Below are 20,301 nucleotides of genomic sequence, written 5' to 3'. Positions count from 1 at the left end.
ATGCAATTAGAAGGCTTCCCATCTATTATGCATACGCTCCTTCCCGGCATTCCTGCCCCTCTCCAGCGGTAGACCGCCTCAGAGCACAACTCTCCTTATATATAGGAAGATTTCCCGCCGAATATCCCAATTATACCAGCTGACAGCCAATCTGGAGCAATTTTTCTGCACATGGCCGTCAAGAAATTCACAATTCCTCTTCCACAACAGGATATTCCCAGAAACCCAGACGTCCCTTAGCAGGTATGGGATGTACCAGCGGAACAACCTCCTCCAGCTTCCAGGCATACCTTCCTTCGGCATAATTACCGAATACATATTCATTGCCACCCGGCCAGCCTTGCTGCGCAAGCTCCGGCGTCACCTCACAGCAATCCGCAATGCGGCTGACTGCAATGATCTTGCCGGTTGGCAGGTTGTCCGCAGTGTAACCGTAACGTGCCAGCAACGACTGATACGGCTCCATCCGGCAGATCGCCTTATTCACCTGCATCCCAGCATGAATGGCTAACTCTCCCCGGTGGGCGGTCCGCCAGGTCCGGGTTTCGATTTGTTTCTCTCCCAGCGCAATTAACGTGGCCCACGGCTGGCGTATGGTCAGGCATTTCATAATGTAGCTTGCCTCCTCTGATGAACACCTTTTTACTCAGAATTACTATGGCCTTCTATGGGAAACATTAATAGCTAAGAAGGGGGACTGACGAACTATGGGTAACGGATTAGATCAAGGGTACGGGGTATTAAAATGCAAATTATCCAATGAGGATAATGTCTATAAGCTAGGTTACAAAAACAATCATATTCAGGTGCTGGTTGACGTTGAAGACGATGACCACAAAAAGTATAGATTGGCCATCAACATCCGATCAAGCAATAAAGCCGAGCATTTACCGGAAGACACTGCCAATCAGGTGCTGTATTATGTGGGCGAAGATTTCAAAGCGGAAGAAACGGCCCGTTGGCTCACGCTTGAATCCGGCTTCACGAAGATCACCAGGCATAACCGGAGCCTTGCCCTTGATTATATCAGGGGAAACCTGGTGATTCCCAGTAAGATGGTAGCTCTGCCTAATACGAACCAAGATGACAAGGAAGACAATGATCCCCACAACAATTTTTATGACAAAATAACTTCTTATATCGAGGAAGCAAGAAAGCAGAGTGCTACCCTGTATGTGTTCGGCGAACCCTGGGGACCTGAGGATAAATCCGATAAATACTTCGGCTTCTCCCCTGGACAGGGGGTTCATAATATTCATATGAACCAAGGCAATGCAGGCGGGTACGCCAGTGAAAATGGCACGTGGCAAGACGGCGGAGTGCTTATTCATTTCGAGAATGAACACAGATGGGTGGCTATCTTCCTGGCCTTCCAGTCCCAATCCTGGTGTACTAACGACCAGGGAGATGCCACCAAGCCGGTTAGTGAATGTAATCATACCAATGCTTTGTCATGAGCCAACACCAACGCATTAACCGCTGATACGGTATCCTTGGCATCCAGCTGTTCATCCAGCTTCAAATGAAGTTGTAAGGTAGCGACTGTTGAAGGGTTAACAGAAACGATAAGCTCAACCTCATGAGATGAAAGCACCTTCGCTTGCAGGATTTGCAGCCAGGGGATAAGATCCGGTAACGCTTTATCCTCCGAAGGACCGGTCTCCATGCCATCCACCCCAATAGGGGAATGCCCAGCGAAATACTCAATTCTGAGCACAGCATCAGAAGGGGGACTGTTCCTCTTCAAGGTCCTAGCCGCTTCGAGCTGATGACGGGAGGTTTGTTTACGACCGATAATTATATTCCACAAAACGATACACAGAGAGGGGATGAAGAAGCAGAGCGCCGCCAACCAACCACTGGAGGTCTTAAAATAGACGGCAAAAAAGAGGGCTGCGGATAGAATCGCAAGCAACCAGATGTAGAGCTCCTGCCTCCATTTGGACTGGCGCTTCCCGGATACTGGAGGAATGGACTGTGCTGGCTGAATATCGGTAGCTTGCTCCGGTTGAGCTGCCGTTCGTTCCCTCCTAGGCAAATGCTCCCCATTCAGCATATAAAAGTTACCGGCTGCTCCCTGCCAGACCTTCTCCTGCGAGGGATGCGGCGACTGCCAGAGGGTAACGTATTCTTGAATGTCTTTTAGATACAAGGCGGGATCGCCCGTGAATGAGAAATATTGCGAAAGCTCCAGATGAATAACGGGAGCAGAATAACGCTGTACATGGGTCGATAAGGTTTCCAGCCACTCATGTACAGGAGTGGAAAGCGCTGGGAAATGGGCCAGCGTGCCGGGTAAACTCAGGCGCAATTGCTCTGCAGCATCCGCCCATGGAATCTGCCATTGGAAGGCCTCTGAAAAATGTACCCACTCAGGCAAATCCTCCACATCCGGTTGGTCCATGTGGGGTTGAATCTTGCTCCAAGCTTGCATAAGCTGTCTGCTATAGCGCTGGAACTGGTCTTGGCTGACCAGACAAAACCATATTGGAGCGAGAAAATTATTCGTTTCGAAAGCTGTATTCTCATAATTAATCAAATCTGTATCGGCACTGGTAACACACAGGAATGTCCGGTTTCCCATATAAGATCCTTGCCTCCTAGCATCCAACCCTATGCTCCCCACTTTACTTAACTAAAGGTTAGAAGAATGGTAGATGTTGATGCTTGCATAGAAAAAAGGCGCAGTTCCAAAAAAACGGAAACCCGCGCCACTATCGACTTTGTAAGATGCTGGTGAAGGGAATTGAACCCCCGGCCTACGCATTACGAGTGCGACCCAGCATAGATTTATAAGGTTTTCCTGGGGTCTGTTGGGCAATAAATCGCGTGTTTTAAGCGTATAGTTACTTCTAAAGTATTGTTGATATTTGGATTGTTAGAAGATTGGTTAGAAGTTTTGTTAGAAGAAAAACCGCAACGTAACGCTACCTTAACACCACGTTCCCGCTGGAATAATACTAAGTATTGGGGCCAGCATATCACTTCTTCCTAAATCTCCTTGAACATGAGCGTCCTTGTGTTAACACGTTTATTATAAACGTCTTTAACCTTCCATTGAAACGAAGGAAGAATCTAATTGTAAATTCCTTATGCCTGCAGCCCATTTTTGCAGGTTTTGCACTCCTTTGTATAGGCAAATGCATCTGACTAAAGTACACACAAAATCGTAAGAGGAGAATGAGTATGTACCATAATTCATGCCACCAGTATCAATTGCATTACCCTATGCATAACAATTGGAATAACAACTATCAAACATATCAGCCTCAACATTATTATAATTGTTACCCCTATGGAAAAATAAACTTAAGAGATTATAGACAATGTCCACTTGTAGTGAATATTGACCAGGTAGCAAAGCAAAACCAAACTTACCGTACTACTTTATGGACAGGGAAACATTTCAAGTGACTTTGATGAGTATCAATGTTGGCGATGATATCGGTTTAGGTAGGGTAGCAGTTCTAACTGCAACTCCATGAAAATGCACCTCGCATAGTTGGTTTGATGGTTGTAGGGATACCTCCATTTTACCATTTAATGCAGCGGTACATTTTTGTTTCTTTTATGAAATTGATAGCTTTTTGAACAGGCTCTTAAACTATATGTGTATGAGAGCTATTGTAATTCCACCATAAAACATCCCAATTAGAGAAAGAGTGATTCATATAATAACTTCTATGATTCTCCTACGAACTTGTTAACTTTTGATGCAAAAGAATCCCAGCTTGTATCATATCCTACACCATAATTCCACCCGTTAGAACGCAGCTTTTGACCTAAAAGGATGTAATCGGCTCGTTGCTTATCGTTTAGGCTAACATCAAAAGTAGTGTCACCAACCTTGAACTCATTCATGTAATCGTACAATTTCATAAGGATATCTTCTCTATCCTTATGTCGTTCCATTCCACTGTGCAAGATAATTGAATCGATGGCATCATCTAGTTTCTGTGTAACAAGAGTTTCATTTTTCCAATTATTATCTTGTTGATACTGTATAGTTTCTTCAAGTTGAGCTAGATCTCGTTGAATGTAAGCATTCAATAATTCATATTGCAAATCTTCATTTCTGCTGACACGTTTCTGATTCATAAATAATGCAGCATTCCCGAATAGAGAAACTACTAAAATTACTAAAATCCAGTCTTTTTTCTTCATACTTTCTCCAATCCCTCCTGAGATATTGTCCACTTCAATAATAAGCAATCAAACATCTATGGCTGATGCGGGATAAACTAATTGTTCCCTTGAATGTACAGTTTAACACACTACTGTGTTTCTATAGTTCTATTGTATTCGCCCGCTAACGCCTATACGCCCATAAAATCAACCAATACATAAATTTAATAACCATTCCCTCCATAGCATTATAAAGAATTAATAAGGGATTCATAAAATATCCATATTTTGTAACATTATTTTTAAGTGTAATTCAGCAGATCAGTTCATAATATCCTCTTTGTGATTATAAGATCAACCAGTTCTTTCTGATTGATCCCTTTTCATTAGCTTTAAGAATTAAGGTAGCCGGATCGAACCTTCCTGCCCGTAGGGGTTCATCCCGAGCACTATAATGTTCCCCACTACTACTTGTCATCACTAAGATTGAGGCTGGTTTGGAAATGTGTACAAAACCTAGCCCAATGTTTCAGCACAAGCACAAAATCTATAGTTCAGCATAATTACATCTTGAGAAACGTTCTATGCGTTCTCGATTTTCTGTGAGGATATCTTCGTACTTACCATTTAATTGACCAATGTTGGCAATCTCTTTCAGTTGATCAGTGTTAAGTTTTAGCAGATCCACTTGTTCCTCATTCATTAGATCCTCTGGTCTGTCAGGCTCTTTAATCTCGTTGTGTTGATTAGACAATTTAAGGGCAGGACCTCTCAGTTTCCTCTGCCTTACCTTCTAAGAGTTGGATTCTATCTCCGTGTTCTGTGTTTAACATTGTAAAAATAAATCAACGAAACTACTCAAATGATATTCGAACATGACTGATTTCCTTATAATGGCCAACTCCTAGTCTATTATTCATTTGCTGCAGCTTATAAGTATTCATAACACGAGCGAAAAACTCTCTCTAAAACTATTCCAGTAATCCGGATTAGTTTTTCTGCAAGCATAACCTGAATCTCCCTTTTTCCTTAAATGTTCTACACACAGCAGCGCCCCTAATATTCGACATTTTTTTCTATTATTTGATCATTTATACCTATTTAAACATAGATTCCATTGGTTCATAATGGATATAATTCCAATTATATTGTTTAATCGGAAAATTTCAAGTTTAGGGCAGTTACTACTCACTCATTCTCGGATTGGTGGTGAATTGTTTGGTGCATATCTAAAAATCGTTCTTTCTAAAAGTTCAATAATATTAAGAAGAGGGGTTACATTAATGAAAAGGTTAATTTCATCATTTGTCGCTTTAGTTATCATAATTTCTAGCATGGGTTCTGTTGCACTTGCAGAAGAAATAGTAACTCCAGAAGTAGTGAAAGAAACCAGTAGTTTTACGAATAATGTTGTGGTCGGTGATTCTAAGGAAATAATTGGAAGTGTAACAGTGACTACAGATTCTACAGGTGTTACAAAAACGAATGGGACTGAAGTCACTGTCGACATCAATTATGACTATACTATCTTACCTGCTTATCAAGAAGAGTATGGTACAATGTATAACGATTCTACCGACCAAACTGTAGTTCTATTTGCAAATAATAACGAATTGTTTATTAACGGAGAAAAGAAAGATATAGACGCTGTCCAAAAAGGTTTATCCGCTCGCGCTGGGGATACAGGTGGTTTTGCAGCAGTTTGTCACTACTATTCTAACGATGCATGGACAAGTTATACTTTTAGAGCTTACGAATCTATGAACTATAACTGGGTTGGTGAGGGGAATGGTCACGGTGAACCTGAGGGGAATCATATTGCGAAATATGGAGTTACAAGTACAAACGGCTTTTTTAATAGAGCTAGACAAGATGTAGATAATTTTGGAAATGCTTATTCGAACTATAGAGCGTCTTACGCAACGGCTTTGGTTGGATTAACAGGAAGTTCATTGACTGCCCCATGGTTAGGCCCTCCTGGATTAGTTAGCCTTGGAATATTATCAGCCGTTACTGCTGGAGGAGTAATTGCCATGTTTAACACAGCTGTTACTGCGGAAGAGAATGCGTATGCATCTATAACACGTCTGTGATATGAGGTATGTGAAGGTGATTTCTGTATTATACAGGAGTCATCTTCTTTAAATTCCATTGATATCTGAAATTGTAGTAAAGCATGTAGCTCTTGATTTCCTTCCTCAATTTTTCCATTTTTTATAATTTATAAGACAGGCCTCGTCTTTAAATGCCCAAAGAATGATTCTTATCGGGCGTTATCCCACGTTACCTCGCCGTGAAAATGATCCTACAAATGACCAAATGAAAAACTACGAAACGGCTCGTAGCATCAAGGCCCAAGCGATTATTCCCATGAATCCGCAGAACGAAAAGGAACTCCCAACTATGCAAGCAAAGGGACACCTTGTGTTCAATGGGGGTTCTGATGACGTATTGGGGGACAGGAAAAGGACGTTTGAAGTTTCGTCGTCCACATGCTACCGGACAAGTGGATTGTCCTTTAGGTATGACGGCCTGTTAGTCGTCCAATTACGGAATGGTCGTTAAGGTCAGCAGCAGCAGAGACGATTTTCGCCGCTATGCGTTACCACACCGAGAAAGCCGAAATTGGAAAGAACTCTACAACAAGCGAACAATTGTAGAACGATGCAATTCTCGAATGAAGACCTATCTAACCGCAGACCAATTACATGTTTGGGGCATTCAGAAAGTCACAACTCATCAATATTTGAATGCTATTGTTTTGCTTGCTTCTGCGCTAGCTATATCGAGACGACAAGTCACAAACGCCGCTTAAATTTCAATCTTCCGAAAATTCTGCCCGTCTGTCCATTTTCATCTTGTTCTCAGCTTGAGATCTAACGGTATACCGGGTTGGTTGTCCAGACCAGCATTGGTACCCCGGTTGGTCCACGCCTCTTAATGCGTCATTATTATCGAATACTTGAGCAGATTACCAAGGAACACCCATCATTCCCAAACATTCGTTTCCATGATCTCAGGCATACTCACGCAACTCTGCTCTTGAAGGCCGGGGTTCATCCCAAGATCGTCCAGGAGAGACTGGGGCATTCCTCTATCAATGTTACCTTGGATACTTACTCTCATGTCCTGCCCAATCTGCAGGAAGCAGTGCTTCGAGGCATCGGTGACTCTATCTTAGGAACCCGCCATGAAGTAAAGGAAGAGGGTAAAATAACCACTTTAGTTGAGTAAAGGTTAGAAGAATGTTAGAAGTTCAGCTTTTCCCACAAAAAAACGCGCCCTCCCAAAACCTTGAGAAGCCGCGCCACTATTGAGTTCTTACAAATGCTGGTGAAGGGAATTGAACCCCCGGCCTACGCATTACGAGTGCGTTGCTCTACCCCTGAGCTACACCAGCGAACAGGCTTTGCTGTCCTGCCAAGCAAAAAATATTATAACTCTTCCAGCGGAAAACGCAACCCCTTTTTCCGCTGGTTGCTGTATCCTCAGCCGTGCATCAGCCGTGCATCAGCCCCAGCCCGCGGAAATAATCCAGTGCGAGCTTAGCGCTCTCAAGAGAAGATACCTCATAGGCCTCCTGCTCCACAATATAATAGAGAATTCCGCTCTGCTCCGCGATCTCGAAGACGCTTCGGAAATCGACCTCTCCCTTCCCGAGATCGGTCTCCTCCTGGTTGGCTCCGAAATCCTTAATGTGGACCAGCGGAACACGTCCGGCGTACCGTGACACATAATCAACGGGCCGGGCTCCGCCCCGGTATACCCATCCCAGATCAAACTCAGCCAGCATATGCTCGGCAGGAATCTGCTCCAGCCAGATATCGATGACCGCCTTGCCGTCAACCTCTTTGAATTCATAATCATGGTTGTGGTAGCCGTACTGCATCCCCGCCGCCCGGACCATCGCGGAAGCCTTCTCCAGGAATGGAATGATTCTCGTTACATCCTCTATGGAAGGATTCGGCGGAAGCGGTGCCGACGGGGTGATTATATATTGCAGTCCGAGCTCTACCGCGTATTCAATCTCTTTGGCTAAGGCCTGTTCCATCTTATCCAGACTGCTGAAGTCCAGGCCTACATGCGCCGAAGGGGCCGCCAGGCCAAGTTCATCCAGCTTACGGCGCAGTTCCCCTGCAGATACACCGAAATAACCGGCGAATTCCACTGCCTGGTACCCCATCTCTGCCACCTTGGCCAGTGTGCCGAGGAAATCGCGTTCCGTCTGGTCACGCAGTGTATACATTTGAATTCCGATCTGCTGAGCTGCTTCTGCCATGAATAATCCGCTCCTTATTATCATTTCTGATTAGATACTGTATTCCCGCTACTCTCCCTGTAGCTTGCGCTCCACGGATTCCAGCTTGCTGCGACTGGTCGAGATCTTGTCGCGCCGGTCATCGATCTTGAGCGAGGTTGAGACTCTCTGCGCCCCGGCGGTGAACTGTGACTCGTGCAGCGCTTCTACCGCAGCCAGAATCCGCGCTACCGGCCCCTCAATAATCGTACCCATAGAAGTTAGCTCGTAGGTAATGCCCTCCACCGTCTCCAGCACGCGCTGCATCTCGGCCACATAGCTGCTGAGACTGGTGCTGCCTGTCCCAACCGGAATAACGGTCACTTCGCCAATTGCCATTGTGAACTGCCTCCTAATGATCTGATGTGCCTGCCTCTAACTTATCCTCTTATTGTAACGCTTCGCCAGGCTTGCTACAAATCACCTGCACCCTCTCTATTCTATTAATATCCGTCAAAATGATTACCAGGATTAGACGCACTCTATTTATGGATTCTTTGTGGCGTATTTTCGGAGATTTTATGAAAAATTCACGGCAGATTCATAGGAAAGTTGTGGATTACCTGTGGACTAACTGTGGATCAGCTGTGAGTAAAAGCGCCGAACCCGCTCCCCGTGCGGGATTGCAAAAAAACATTTACAAACACAATATATTGCGGTAGCTTTAATAGATAACAACAAAATATAGTAGAAACGGGCGTTTCACCCCTTGTAATAGAGGTGCGACTTAATAGGGAAGTGCGGTGCAAAACCGCTGCGGTCCCGCCACTGTAACCGGATGCTCCCAGGGTGCGTTGCCCAGGGCTGCATTCTCCGGCTAATTGCCACTAAGGGGCGGAATAAGCCCCCCGGGAAGGCGCCGGAGGAGTTGCCGGAAGCCAGGAGACCTGCCTGTTTCGGTGGCACCGCTTAGACTCCTGCGAGGAACAGGGAAGGTGTCCGTATGCGGCCTGCAATAGCAGAGTTAGCCTTCCGTCAATCGGGCCAGAGGCTGCCGATACCTGAGGACGATCGCGGATTATTTTCAGGTATCGGCTCTGCGGAATATACAAGAACGGGCGTAAGCTATTTGCCCCTTGTCTGCTCGTATATTCCACCCAGACCACAGGCAAATTTCCGCTTCCCGGATCTTTGCATCATGCATTCGGGCATTTCCGGCCGTCCCGGCCGGAGGTGCTTTTTTAACGCTTACAATACCCGAGAGGAGAGAGTTATATAATGACGCTGCTGGAGAAACGTTATAACGAAGGACAAGCTGCACAGGAGGATCTTTTGGAAGAGGTCATTCATCTGGGACGGGATATTATCGACAGCCGGGATCTGGATCTGCTGCGCGAGAACGCCAACCTGAACGGGGAGAGCTTCTCCGGCAAAATGAGCAAGTTCGGCAGTGAATACTCCAAATGGTATGCCCGCAACTTCACCATGCCGCCGCAGCTGGTACAGGCTACCCTGGATAATGTCGTCTATGTGCATGACCTGGATCAATACGCCATCGGAACCACCAACTGCATCTTCATCCCGTTCGAACGGCTTCTCCGTGAAGGCTTCAACACCGGCAACGGCAGCGTACGGCCTCCCAACTCGATTATGACGGCGATGTCGCTGGTGGCGATTATTTTCCAGTCGCAGCAGAATGCGCAGTACGGCGGTGTGTCCGCCAACAAGCTGGATTATGATCTGGCTCCTTATGTGACCAAGTCCTTCTCCAAGCTCTTCCGCAAAGGTCTGGAGTATTTCGAGGAGAATGCAGAGGTGTCTGAGCTTGGGGAGATTACGATGAGCCGCAGCGATCTGGCTGAGCAGTATCCGCGCGCCTTCCGTTTTGCCCTGAAGGAGACGCAAAGTGAGACCCTGCAGGCCGCAGAGAGTATGGTACATAACCTGAATACGATGTCCAGCCGCTCCGGCGGCCAGATTCCTTTTACCAGCATCAACTACGGGACCTGCACCTCCCCGGAGGGCCAGCTTGTGATCAGCTCACTGCTGACGGCCACGATGAACGGACTGGGCAGCGGGGAGACGCCGGTGTTCCCGATTCAGATCTTCAAATGCAAGCAAGGCATCAACCAGCAGCCGGGGGACCCCAACTATGAGCTGTTCCTGAAGGCAGCGGAGTGCTCGGCGCGCAGATTGTATCCGAACTTCGCCAATCTGGACGCTCCGCTGAACATGCAGTATTACGATCCGGCTGACCCGGATACCGAGTTCGCTACGATGGGCTGCCGGACCCGTGTGCTCGGCGACCGCTTCGGACGCAACCACTGCTCCGGCAAAGGCAACCTGTCCTTCAACACGCTCAACCTGGTGCGTCTGGGACTTGCCCACGGCACGATAACCGGCCGCCGCCTCGCTGCTGATGAAGCAGGGTTCTTCGACGACCTGAATCACTATATGGATATTGCGCTGGACGGCCTGCTGCACCGCTTCCGTATCCAGGCTTCCCAGAAGGCCAAAGCCTCTGATTTCATGATGCGTGAAGGCGTCTGGGAAGGCGGAGAGCAGCTTGCCCCCGATGACAGCGTAGGCGAACTGCTGAAGCACGGCAGCCTGTCGCTAGGCTTCATTGGAATGGCAGAGTGCATGAAGGCCATGTACGGCAAGCACCACGGCGAAGATATGGAGATTCACGCCAAGGCTGTAGCCATCGTCCGCCACATGCGTGAATATTGCGACCGCAAGAGCGAGGAGCTTAACCTCAACATCACCTTGTTCGCCACGCCGGCCGAGGGTCTTTCCGGCAAATTTACCAAGATCGACCGCAAGGTGCTAGGCTCTATCCCTGGGGTAACCGACCGTGAATATTATACGAACTCGTTCCACATTCCGGTCTACCATGAACTGAGCGCAGCCAAGAAGATCAGCCTGGAAGCCCCGTTCCATGAATATTGCAACGCCGGAGCGATCTCCTATGTCGAACTGAACGGCAATGCCCGGAGCAACCCTGCAGCCTTCGTCAAAATCATCAAATACGCGCTGGAGCAGGACATCAGCTACTTCAGCATTAACCATCCGATTGACCGCTGCTCCGGCTGCGGCTATGAAGGGGTCATCGGTACGAATTGCCCGACCTGCAATGCCCATGAGGATACCACCCATATCCGCCGTCTGCGCCGGGTTACCGGGTATCTGACCGGTGACTATCAGACCCGCTTCAATGCGGCCAAGCAAGCCGAAGTCCGGGACCGTGTTAAGCATCTATGAACATCTGCGGATATTACCCGGAGTCGATCAATGAAGGGGAAGGCCTGCGGGCCGTCCTCTTCATCAGCGGCTGCCGCCACCGCTGCCTGGGCTGCTTCAACCCGAAGACCTGGAACTTTAACTTCGGGGAGGCCTTCACCCCGGAGCGGCGGCGGGAGATCATAGAAGAGATTGCAGGCAATCCGCTGCTGGACGGCTTGACGCTGGCGGGCGGGGACCCTTTTTTCTCGGCTGAGGAGGCTGCAGACTTCATTCACGAGCTGCGCGCCGAGCTGCCGGACTTCCCAATCTGGATCTATACCGGTTATACGTACGAGGAGCTTACGGCTTCCCCCGGTTCAGCGGAATGGAACCTGCTGGCCTTGTGCCAGGTCGTGATCGACGGACGGTTCGTCGAAGCGCTCAAAGACCTTACCCTCTCTTACCGGGGAAGCAGCAACCAGCGGATCATTGATATTCCTGCGAGTCTGGCGGGAGATAGGGTTGTTCTGTGGGAGCCGGAGCTGAGCTTTCAAGGGGTATAACTTCTAAATAAACAAAGGCACTAAACTCCCGCATCCGGGTGGTTTAGTGCCTTTTGATTGTACCGGGGATGATCGGACCGGCAGCTTAACCTTATTCCGCGGCTCCTGTCTGCCCTGCCTTGCGCCCCACCTTATGCTCCGTCTCCTCCGCCAGCTCTTCCAGCACGCTGTTCAGGCGTAAACGCAGCTCTTCAGCCAGCTCAACTACGCCCTGGTCGTTACGAACCGCCTGGGAGTCTACGGCGTAGACGCCGCCAAGAATGTAGCGGGCACCCAGCACGGACAGTACCGGCTTCAGTGCATAGTCGATCGCCAGCAGATGAGCGAGACTTCCACCCATGAAGAGCGGGAGCACGATTTTGCCGGCCAGCCCTTTTTGCGGCACCAGATCCAGGAAGGTCTTCAGCACTCCGGTATAGGAGGCCTTATACACCGGGCTAACTACGATGACCGCATCAGCCTCAGCTACAAGACCGTTCGCCTTGACAATGGCTTCGCTCTCGAATTTCGTATGGATCAGATCCTCCGCGGGCAGCTCCGCCACATTGATCCGCTCCACTTCAAACCCGCGCTCCCGCAGGGCATTCTCTGCATACTCAATCACGGCATTGATCCGTGAGACCAGCGAGGGTGTTCCGTTAATTACGACTATTTTGGCCATTTCCGCACCTCTTCCGTCCGCATGATAGGATAAACCGGGCTGCTTCGCCGGGCATCAATACTTTAAATTAGTAATAATCCTAGCAGAGTACAAGGAATATTGTCAAACCCCTCTTATGCTTGCAAACCGCTGCCGCTCTGGTTATAATAAACGGCAAACCTATATCCCGACCAGGCCAATGACCGGCATCCAACCGCGAGGCGTCTGCGACCGGAGCAGCTTCCTGTTCCCTAAGTTTACCGGGTTTCGCCCGTTACCGCGAAGACCAAAGAGGGCCTGATTCCGCGCTGCTTAGCTGCTATACGCGAATGAGGTCAACCTGGGTGGCACCGCGAGCTGACGCTCCTCGTCCCATGGATGAGGGCGTTTTTTGCGTTTTTTTACCCACACTTAAGGAGCGGATGCAGATGCTGGATATGAACTGGATCAGGGAGAATGAGGACATTGTACGGAAGACAGCCGAGTGGAAAAGATTGAAGTTCCCCCTGGAGGAACTTCTGGAGTGGGATGACCGGCGGCGGCTGGCCCGCCGGGAGACGGAGCAGCGGCGCGCGGAGCGCAACGCGCTGACGAAGGAGGTCGAGCGCCTGCTGCGCGGGGGCGACGTTTCGGGTGGCGAGCTGGCCAAGGAGCAGGTGCGGGTGATCAACGGCCAGCTGACTCTGCTGGAGGCGGAGCTTCTGGATGCGGAGCAGCGCTGCGGCGAGCTGCTGCTGCTCGCGCCGAATCCCGTGTCGGCGGATACGCCGATCGGGCCGGATGACAGCGCGAATGTGGAGCTGCGGCGGCATGGCGCGCCGCCGGTGTTCGGCTTCCGCGCGCGGGACCATGCCCGGCTCGGAGAGCTGCACGACATCATCGACCTTCCGCGCGGCGTCAAAGCCGGAGGGCCCCGCAGCTATGTGCTGAAGGGGGCCGGGCTGCTGCTGCATCTTGCCGTGCAGCGGCTGGCCCTCGATGTGCTGATGCAGCGCGGCTTCACCGCGATGGATGTGCCCGTGATCGTCCGGCCGGAAGCGCTGGAGCGGACCGGCTTCTTCCCCGGCGGCCGGGACCAGACCTACGAGCTGACAGGCGAGAAGCGCTGGCTGGCCGGGACCTCGGAGGTGTCGCTGGTCTCGCTGTACAGCGATGAGATTTTGGAGCTGGATCAGCCGCTGCGGCTGGCCGGGATGTCGGCCTGCTTCCGCCGCGAGGTGGGCTCGGCGGGCCGCGATGTGCGCGGGCTGTACCGGGTCCACCAGTTCTCGAAGATCGAGCAGGTGGTCATGTGCAAGAATGATCCCGCAGAATCGGAGCAGATACTCCAGGAGATTCTCGGCAATGCCGAGCATATTCTTCAGCTGCTGGAGCTGCCTTACCGGGTAGTCGCCGTCTGTAGCGGAGACATGGCGATGAAGACCCATAAGCAGTATGACATCGAGACCTGGATGCCGGGCAGAGAAGCTTACGGGGAGACCCACTCGGCTTCCAATCTGCTCGACTTCCAGGCCCGCCGCTCGGGCATCCGCTACCGTGATGAAGACGGGCGGCTGCAATACTGCCATACCTTGAACAACACAGCGGTCGCCACGCCGCGCATTCTGATTCCGCTGCTGGAGAACCACCAGCAGGAGGACGGATCGATCTATATCCCGCAGGCACTACGGCCTTATATGGGCGGGGCGGAGCGGATTGAACTCAAGTAACCTCACCTTAACCACCATCGGCTACTCATCCGCCGACTTCTGGGGGCATTCGGGGGACACTCAGGGGCAATACTGCCCCTGATTTTTGCCCTTACCTGAGCTTCACCCGTCCTACGCACCCTCCCGCTACACAATGTAATCGGTTTTTCGCATACATTCACCCGCTCGCCCCCGCACAGCCCCATTGTATACTGTTTTTCGCATACATTCGCCCGCTCGACCTCGCACAGCTCCGTTGTATACTGTTTTCCGCATACATCCAGTCCGCTCGCCTCCGCACAGCCCCATTGTATACTATTTTTCGCATACATTCGGTCCGATCACCCCCGCACCCTCCCGCCAGCACATTATTATCGGTTTTTAGCGCACCGAAGGCGTTGAGGGGAAAGTGGAACAGCGCTCCCCCACACTCAGGAGAGGAACGCTGTTTTAGCATATAAATAACATGTAGTTTACATGATTTTCAGAAAACATAACGAATTTCGTATAAACATAGTAAGTTTTTATATATTTCATGCATTTCCAACCATGGATTTATGCAAGTTTAACAAATATTGCCGAAAAATTGCGCTAGATTCATATTATCTCTATTATAATAGAGTACGAATGATATTTTATGGGGAGGTATACTCACATGAAACTTTCTTCACAATGCAGGAAGCCGCTCAGTCTATTCCTGGCGGTAGCATTGCTATTAACCGGGATGTTCCCGGCATTATCAGGAGGCTCAGGGACGGCCTCAGCAGAGCCGATTATAGCAGCCGACACTGCTGTAGCGACCCAAGCGCCCCCCGTTACTGCATCTCCCGCTTCGGGTACTAAGATTGGCACAGGCTCAACCATTATGCTAAGCACCCCGGTAACGGCAAGTGTGTATTACAGTGTTTACGCTAACAAGAGTGCTACCCCAGAAGTGGCAGACCAATTATATACTGCCCCAATCATCGTTCATTCCGGCATTACCTCGCTTAAGATTACAGCCTACTCCTCAATACCTGATTCTGAGAAAGGTCCAACCTCCACTTTTGAATACAGCGTCGCCTCTGCACTGGTGGGTCTGAAGATTAACCAGATTCAAGGTGCAGGACATAGTTCCCCTTACGCGGACAAGATGGTCACTGATATCAAGGGAATTGTTACCTACATCAAGGATGCGGACAGCTTCTTCATTCAGTCTGCAGCCGCTGATATGGATACGGATATCAAGACCTCAGAGGCCATCCAAATCTATCAAAAAGGAAAAAGCAGCGCCGTTAAACCAGGCGATACTGTAACGGTAGACGGAGTAGTCAAGGAATTCGGCCGCTCTGGGCAGTTATCCACTACACAGATCACTGCCACCCAGACAACGGTTATCAGCAGCGGTAATCCGCTTCCGGCCCCAACCCTGCTGGGCACTGGCGGACGCCTCATCCCAACAGCCGTGATCGATGATGATGGTCTGAATCCGGCCAAGTTCGAGCCGGCCACCGATGCCATAGACTTCTATGAGAGTCTGGAAGGCATGCGGCTGGAGATTGCCAAGCCGACCACTGTGGGCCCGGCAGTCTACTATGCTTCCAGCAGTACTTTTGAAATCCCAGTGGTGACCGTCAACGGTACGGGCAACACGACTGAAGTGACTTCCCCTGCCGGCGGGCTGGTACTGACGGGTGCCGACTTTAACCCGCAGCGCCTAATACTCTCTGTGAAGACTGCTCCGGTACTCACTACAGGCCAACAATTCTTGGGCAATGTCACCGGTATTCTGACCTATGATTACGGCAAATTCCTGATTTCTACGGAAACAGACGGCCTGCCGGATGTCTCCCCAAGCAAGCTGAAGAGAGAAGTGACTTCGCTCTCCCCGGGAGATGCGGATAAGCTGAATATCGCTTCTTTTAACATTGAGAACTTCTCCCAGCATAATGATCCGGCCAAAATCGCCAATGTCGCCAAAGATATCGTGGTCAATCTCAAAACACCCGATATTATCGGCCTGACAGAAGTGCAGGATAATGATGGAACCGGCAAAGGCGGAACGGATGCCGTCAACAGCTACACAGCGCTGATTGCCGCCATTGCAGCTGTTGACGGCGGTGCATCTGACTATGGTTACACGGATATCGCACCGCTGAACAACCAGGATGGCGGCGTTCCGGACGGCAATATCCGCTCCGGCTTCCTGTACAATATGAACCGCGTCTCGCTGAAGCCGGGCACACCTGGTAATGCTACTGACGCTGTAAGCTATACCGCCGGTTCCGGCCTCAGCCTGAATCCGGGCCGCATTGATCCCGGCAATGAAGCCTTCAAGGAGTCGCGCAAGCCGCTGGCTGCCGAGTTCATCTTCGGAGGCAAAGAAATCATCGTGATTGCCAATCACTTCAACTCCAAGAGCAGTGACAACTATCTGTTCGGTTCCGTACAACCTCCGGTCTTCTCGACTGAAGTTCAGCGGGCCAAGATCGCCAAGGTGGTAGGCAGCTTCGCTGAGGATGTGCTTCAGAAGAACCCGGCGGCAAATCTTGTCGTGCTCGGCGATCTGAATGACTTCCAGTTCTCAGACACGCTGAATATCCTCAAGGGCAGCGCACTTACGAATCTTGTAAATACCCTGCCGCTGAGTGAACGGTATTCCTACAACTTCCAGGGCAACTCCCAGACGCTGGATCATATCCTCGTCAATAACCGGCTGGCTTCTGCCAGCAAGCTTGATATCGTGCATATTAATGCCGATTACGCAGATCCGGGAGATTATCCGCAAGGTACTGTATCTGATGCAGACGGCATCCGGATCAGTGACCATGATCCGCTGCTCGCACAGATTGACTTCGGCGGGGCAGATTTCAATCTGCGCGTCCTGCATACGAACGATACCCATAGCCATCTGGAGAATATCACCAAGCGGACCTCAGCCATCAGCAGCGAACGGACAGGCAATACGGTGCTGCTGGATGCGGGTGACGTCTTCTCCGGAACTCTGTATTTCAACCAGTTCAAGGGTCAGGCAGACATCAAGTTCATGAATCATATCGGCTATGATGCGATGACCTTCGGCAATCATGAGTTTGATATGAATAAGGAGAATCCGGAGATTCTGCGGAATTTCGTGACGGCAGCCAAGTTCCCTTTTGCCAGCTCCAATATTGATTTCACTACGAAGAACAGTGAGCTTGCCGACCTGTATCATGAGGTGACTGGTATTCTTGAGACCGATGAGTCCAAAAGTACCGCCAAAGACGGTCATATCTATCCTTCCGTCATCAAGGACGTATATGGAGAGAAGATCGGAGTCTTCGGCTTGACGACTGAGGATACTGTAGGCCTCGCATCTCCCGGTGACAAGATTATTTTCAAAGATCATATAGAAAGCGCGAAGCGGACCGTCCAGGCGCTTGAAGCCCAGGGTATCAACAAGATTATCGCCGTCACCCATCTGGGGTACACCGTGGATCAGGAGCTTGCCAAGGCCGTTCCGGGGATCGACATCATTGTCGGCGGACATTCCCACACGAAGATCGACAACCCGCCAACTCCTGTGGTGATTGCAGGGACGGACAAGAAGGTCCTGATTGTACAAACCGGCGAGTACAGCCAGTTCCTCGGTGAGCTTGACGTTACCTTCGATAAGAACGGTGAGGTTAAGGCATACCAAGGTAAATTGCTGGATGTTAACCTGTTCGGTGAAGATGCTGCTGCCAAAAAAATTCTTGCCCCATACGATGCCGAACTGGCAACGGTTCGAAGCCAGGTGGTAGGTTACTCGGACGTTGACCTCTACACCAACCGCGACATTGACGGGAAATCCGTCCGCGTAGTGCGTAAGGAAGAGACGCCAATCGGCAACATGATTGCTGACAGTATTGCGGAGAAAGTAACCGAGCTAATGCCTAACTTCGTCTCCAAGGAGGACCAGAGTACGATCAAAGGGGTCGTCGCCATCCAGAACGGCGGAGGCATTCGTGCAGCGATTGACAAGGGCGATATTACGATGGGTGAGGTGTTGACCACACTCCCATTCAATAACAGTCTGGCAGCCCTGAAGGTCACCGGTGCAGAGATCATCTCCTCCCTGGAGAACGCAGTCAGCGGCCTGGAATCTGACCAGGGACGTTTCGCCCATGTCTCGGGGATGAAATACACGTATGACTCTACCAAGAAGCCGGAGATTATAGATTCATTAACCGGCAAGGTCACGCAAGCGGGAGAACGCATAATCTCCGTTGAAATCAAACAGGCAGACGGGTCTTACCTGCCGATTGATCCGGCAGGCTATTATATTCTGTCTACGAATTCCTTCATGGCAGGCGGCGGGGATTTCTACCGTGCACTGGCCTCAGCCAAGGCAGACGGACGTTATTACGAGCTGGGTCTTCCTGACTTCGAAGTTCTGCTGGCCTATCTGAAGAAACACCTTCAGGTGACCTCCAGCGTTGAAGGACGGATCACCGATCTGAAGGGTGCCGCTCCAAACCCAAGTCCGACTACAACACCAGCACCAACCACCAATCCGGGTGGATCTAATCCGGGAGGCTCCGGAGGAGTGACGCCTACAGCAACGCCTGCACCAAGTCCGACTCCGGCTTCAAGTGCAGCAGCGCCGCAGATTACCACGTTTACAGCAGCGGAGCTTACCGCTCAGTTTGCAGCCTTGCCTGCCGGTACTAATGAGCTGAAGCTCCCGCTCACAGCTTCAGCAGGCGGCGCACAGGCTGTGCTGCCAGGCAATGTGCTGGTGCAGCAGGCTGCGGCCCATCCGGACACAGTGCTGACCTTCATCTCTACCGGCGGTGCTTCCTATTCCCTGCCGCTGGGTCTTATTAACGGAACGGCTCTGGCTGCCCAGCTTGGCACTAGTGAATTCACGGTTACCGTCTCTCTGCTTCAGGCGGGTAACGCTATACTTGACAGCCTGAACAAGGCTATCGCAGTGCATGCCGGCAGTGTTACTGTGGCTGCGCCCGTGATTGAATTCAGCATCACTGCCCAGGCCGGCGGCAAGAGCGTACCTCTGAACAGCTTCGGCAGCACTTATGTGAAGCGGACCCTCACGGCCACAGGGGCACTTGATGCCAAGGGTGCGACCGGTGTCGCCTTTGACCCGGCCACAGGCAAGCTGTCCTTCGTGCCTTCGGTCTTTGGTAATCCGGCAGAGGGGCATACGGAAGTAACGATTAAGCGCAACAGCAACAGCTATTATACTGTGGTGAAGTCGTCCAAGACCTTCGGTGACACTACCGGGCACTGGGCACAATCCGCCATTGAACTGCTGGCCTCGAAGCTGGTGATTACCGGCACCAGCGCCGCCGCTTTCTCGCCTGCCCAGTCCATAACACGGGCAGAGTTCGCGGCACTGATTACCCGTTCCCTGGGCCTTGCCCCGGCAGCAACAGGAACGTCCTTCAGTGACGTCCGTGCTGGAGCATGGTACACGGATGCCGTACAGACAGCCTCAGCCGCAGGTCTGATTACCGGATATACGGATGGCAGCTTCAAGCCGGGCAGTCCAATTACCCGGCAGGAGATGGCAGCCGTCCTGTCCAAAGCCATGAAATACACCGGCAAGACCCTGACGGCCGATCCGGCTGTACTGGCTAAATTCCGCGATGCCTCAAGCATCCCGGCCTGGTCCAGAGCAGCGGTAGCAGAGATCGCCGCCGCAGGCATCATCCAGGGTACCCCTGATGGTGCGTTCGCTCCGGCGAAGCTGGCTACCCGTGCGGAAGCGGCTACGATGCTGGAGAAGACCTTGAAGTCCCTGCAATTCATTAACTAACGCACGCACGCTACAGCGTTATACGAGGTTTAAATCAGTAAAGG

The 20,301-nt window shown here is 50.7% G+C and carries 13 protein-coding genes, 1 tRNA gene, 3 pseudogenes and 1 riboswitch; of the genes and pseudogenes, 9 read left to right on the top strand and 8 right to left on the bottom strand.

Annotated features, from left to right (window positions below; genetic code table 11):
* Window positions 1-187 precede the first annotated feature (187 nt).
* Window positions 188-610, bottom strand: a complete 423-nt coding sequence (locus MKY86_RS00840; protein ID WP_076085821.1) for an ASCH domain-containing protein — start codon at window positions 608-610, stop codon at window positions 188-190.
* Between the two features lie 97 nt (window positions 611-707).
* Here MKY86_RS00840 and MKY86_RS00835 point away from each other — a divergent pair, with 97 nt between their 5' ends.
* Window positions 708-1,457 (top strand): YukJ family protein, encoded by a 750-nt coding sequence (locus MKY86_RS00835; RefSeq protein ID WP_076085824.1) that lies wholly within the window; start codon window positions 708-710, stop codon window positions 1,455-1,457.
* Here the strand turns inward: MKY86_RS00835 and MKY86_RS00830 are convergent.
* Window positions 1,436-2,584 carry a hypothetical protein gene (locus MKY86_RS00830; RefSeq protein WP_076085827.1) on the bottom strand — a complete coding sequence of 383 codons (1,149 nt, stop codon included), beginning with the start codon at window positions 2,582-2,584 and terminating at the stop codon, window positions 1,436-1,438. The two genes, MKY86_RS00835 and MKY86_RS00830, sit on opposite strands and share 22 nt — an antisense overlap.
* 602 nt (window positions 2,585-3,186) lie before the next feature.
* Between MKY86_RS00830 and MKY86_RS00825 the strand changes: the two are divergent.
* Window positions 3,187-3,452: pseudogene (locus tag MKY86_RS00825) on the top strand (cupin domain-containing protein); the annotation flags it as partial.
* A 229-nt stretch (window positions 3,453-3,681) separates the two neighbouring features.
* Here MKY86_RS00825 and MKY86_RS00820 read toward each other — a convergent pair.
* Window positions 3,682-4,164, bottom strand: coding sequence for a hypothetical protein (locus tag MKY86_RS00820; protein WP_076085830.1), 483 nt, complete (start codon window positions 4,162-4,164; stop codon window positions 3,682-3,684).
* 1,244 nt (window positions 4,165-5,408) lie between these two features.
* On the opposite strand from MKY86_RS00820, the gene MKY86_RS00815 reads away from it, so the two are divergent.
* Entirely contained in the window at window positions 5,409-6,218 is an 810-nt protein-coding gene (locus tag MKY86_RS00815; RefSeq protein WP_076085836.1) for a hypothetical protein, read from the top strand.
* A gap of 28 nt (window positions 6,219-6,246) precedes the next feature.
* On the opposite strand, the pseudogene MKY86_RS00810 reads toward MKY86_RS00815, so the two are convergent.
* Window positions 6,247-6,428 (bottom strand): annotated as a pseudogene (locus MKY86_RS00810) (IS3 family transposase); the annotation flags it as partial.
* On the opposite strand from MKY86_RS00810, the pseudogene MKY86_RS00805 reads away from it, so the two are divergent.
* Window positions 6,427-6,940: pseudogene (locus MKY86_RS00805) on the top strand (transposase); the annotation flags it as partial. The pseudogenes MKY86_RS00810 and MKY86_RS00805 sit on opposite strands and share 2 nt — an antisense overlap.
* A gap of 125 nt (window positions 6,941-7,065) precedes the next feature.
* Entirely contained in the window at window positions 7,066-7,359 is a 294-nt protein-coding gene (locus tag MKY86_RS00800; protein WP_076085842.1) for a tyrosine-type recombinase/integrase, read from the top strand.
* Between the two features lie 94 nt (window positions 7,360-7,453).
* On the opposite strand, the gene MKY86_RS00795 is transcribed toward MKY86_RS00800, so the two are convergent.
* From MKY86_RS00795 to MKY86_RS00785, 3 genes are all read right to left on the bottom strand, one after another.
* A tRNA-Thr gene (locus MKY86_RS00795) sits at window positions 7,454-7,525 on the bottom strand.
* A gap of 99 nt (window positions 7,526-7,624) precedes the next feature.
* Window positions 7,625-8,404, bottom strand: coding sequence for a sugar phosphate isomerase/epimerase family protein (locus tag MKY86_RS00790; protein ID WP_076085845.1), 780 nt, complete (start codon window positions 8,402-8,404; stop codon window positions 7,625-7,627).
* A 48-nt stretch (window positions 8,405-8,452) separates the two neighbouring features.
* Window positions 8,453-8,761, bottom strand: coding sequence for an MTH1187 family thiamine-binding protein (locus MKY86_RS00785; protein WP_076085848.1), 309 nt, complete (start codon window positions 8,759-8,761; stop codon window positions 8,453-8,455).
* Window positions 8,762-9,100: 339 nt separating this feature from the next.
* Window positions 9,101-9,331: riboswitch (cobalamin riboswitch) on the top strand.
* A 309-nt stretch (window positions 9,332-9,640) separates the two neighbouring features.
* On the opposite strand from MKY86_RS00785, the gene MKY86_RS00780 reads away from it, so the two are divergent.
* Together MKY86_RS00780 and nrdG are read left to right on the top strand one after the other, a co-directional pair.
* Window positions 9,641-11,626: an anaerobic ribonucleoside triphosphate reductase gene (locus MKY86_RS00780; RefSeq protein ID WP_076085851.1), complete on the top strand. Its 1,986-nt coding sequence runs from the start codon at window positions 9,641-9,643 to the stop codon at window positions 11,624-11,626.
* Window positions 11,623-12,150 (top strand): anaerobic ribonucleoside-triphosphate reductase activating protein, encoded by a 528-nt coding sequence (gene nrdG / locus MKY86_RS00775; RefSeq protein ID WP_076085853.1) that lies wholly within the window; start codon window positions 11,623-11,625, stop codon window positions 12,148-12,150. The genes MKY86_RS00780 and nrdG overlap by 4 nt, the downstream gene beginning before the upstream one ends.
* Window positions 12,151-12,241: 91 nt before the next feature.
* Here nrdG and ssuE read toward each other — a convergent pair whose 3' ends face one another.
* Window positions 12,242-12,811 (bottom strand): NADPH-dependent FMN reductase, encoded by a 570-nt coding sequence (gene ssuE, locus MKY86_RS00770; protein WP_076085855.1) that lies wholly within the window; start codon window positions 12,809-12,811, stop codon window positions 12,242-12,244.
* Between the two features lie 407 nt (window positions 12,812-13,218).
* On the opposite strand from ssuE, the gene serS reads away from it, so the two are divergent.
* Both serS and MKY86_RS00760 read left to right on the top strand, forming a co-directional pair.
* On the top strand, window positions 13,219-14,499 hold the full coding sequence (gene serS, locus MKY86_RS00765) for a serine--tRNA ligase (protein WP_076085858.1): 1,281 nt from the start codon (window positions 13,219-13,221) through the stop codon (window positions 14,497-14,499).
* A gap of 634 nt (window positions 14,500-15,133) precedes the next feature.
* Window positions 15,134-20,257, top strand: coding sequence for an S-layer homology domain-containing protein (locus MKY86_RS00760; protein WP_076085861.1), 5,124 nt, complete (start codon window positions 15,134-15,136; stop codon window positions 20,255-20,257).
* Window positions 20,258-20,301: the final 44 nt, after the last annotated feature.

Origin of the sequence: Paenibacillus sp. FSL R7-0333, from assembly GCF_038000365.1 — a bacterium.
Lineage (GTDB): Bacteria > Bacillota > Bacilli > Paenibacillales > Paenibacillaceae > Paenibacillus_AQ > Paenibacillus_AQ silagei.
This window is presented reverse-complemented; position numbering and strand designations above follow the sequence as displayed.

Excerpts from the sequence above, each read along its gene's own strand:
- MKY86_RS00840 (WP_076085821.1), bottom strand. The coding sequence starts at position 610 with ATGAAATGCCTGACCATACGCCAGCCGTGGGCCACGTTAATTGCGCTG.
- MKY86_RS00835 (WP_076085824.1), top strand. The coding sequence starts at position 708 with ATGGGTAACGGATTAGATCAAGGGTACGGGGTATTAAAATGCAAATTA.
- MKY86_RS00830 (WP_076085827.1), bottom strand. The coding sequence starts at position 2,584 with ATGGGAAACCGGACATTCCTGTGTGTTACCAGTGCCGATACAGATTTG.
- MKY86_RS00820 (WP_076085830.1), bottom strand. The coding sequence starts at position 4,164 with ATGAAGAAAAAAGACTGGATTTTAGTAATTTTAGTAGTTTCTCTATTC.
- MKY86_RS00815 (WP_076085836.1), top strand. The coding sequence starts at position 5,409 with ATGAAAAGGTTAATTTCATCATTTGTCGCTTTAGTTATCATAATTTCT.
- MKY86_RS00800 (WP_076085842.1), top strand. The coding sequence starts at position 7,066 with ATGCGTCATTATTATCGAATACTTGAGCAGATTACCAAGGAACACCCA.
- MKY86_RS00790 (WP_076085845.1), bottom strand. The coding sequence starts at position 8,404 with ATGGCAGAAGCAGCTCAGCAGATCGGAATTCAAATGTATACACTGCGT.
- MKY86_RS00785 (WP_076085848.1), bottom strand. The coding sequence starts at position 8,761 with ATGGCAATTGGCGAAGTGACCGTTATTCCGGTTGGGACAGGCAGCACC.
- MKY86_RS00780 (WP_076085851.1), top strand. The coding sequence starts at position 9,641 with ATGACGCTGCTGGAGAAACGTTATAACGAAGGACAAGCTGCACAGGAG.
- nrdG (WP_076085853.1), top strand. The coding sequence starts at position 11,623 with ATGAACATCTGCGGATATTACCCGGAGTCGATCAATGAAGGGGAAGGC.
- ssuE (WP_076085855.1), bottom strand. The coding sequence starts at position 12,811 with ATGGCCAAAATAGTCGTAATTAACGGAACACCCTCGCTGGTCTCACGG.
- serS (WP_076085858.1), top strand. The coding sequence starts at position 13,219 with ATGCTGGATATGAACTGGATCAGGGAGAATGAGGACATTGTACGGAAG.
- MKY86_RS00760 (WP_076085861.1), top strand. The coding sequence starts at position 15,134 with ATGAAACTTTCTTCACAATGCAGGAAGCCGCTCAGTCTATTCCTGGCG.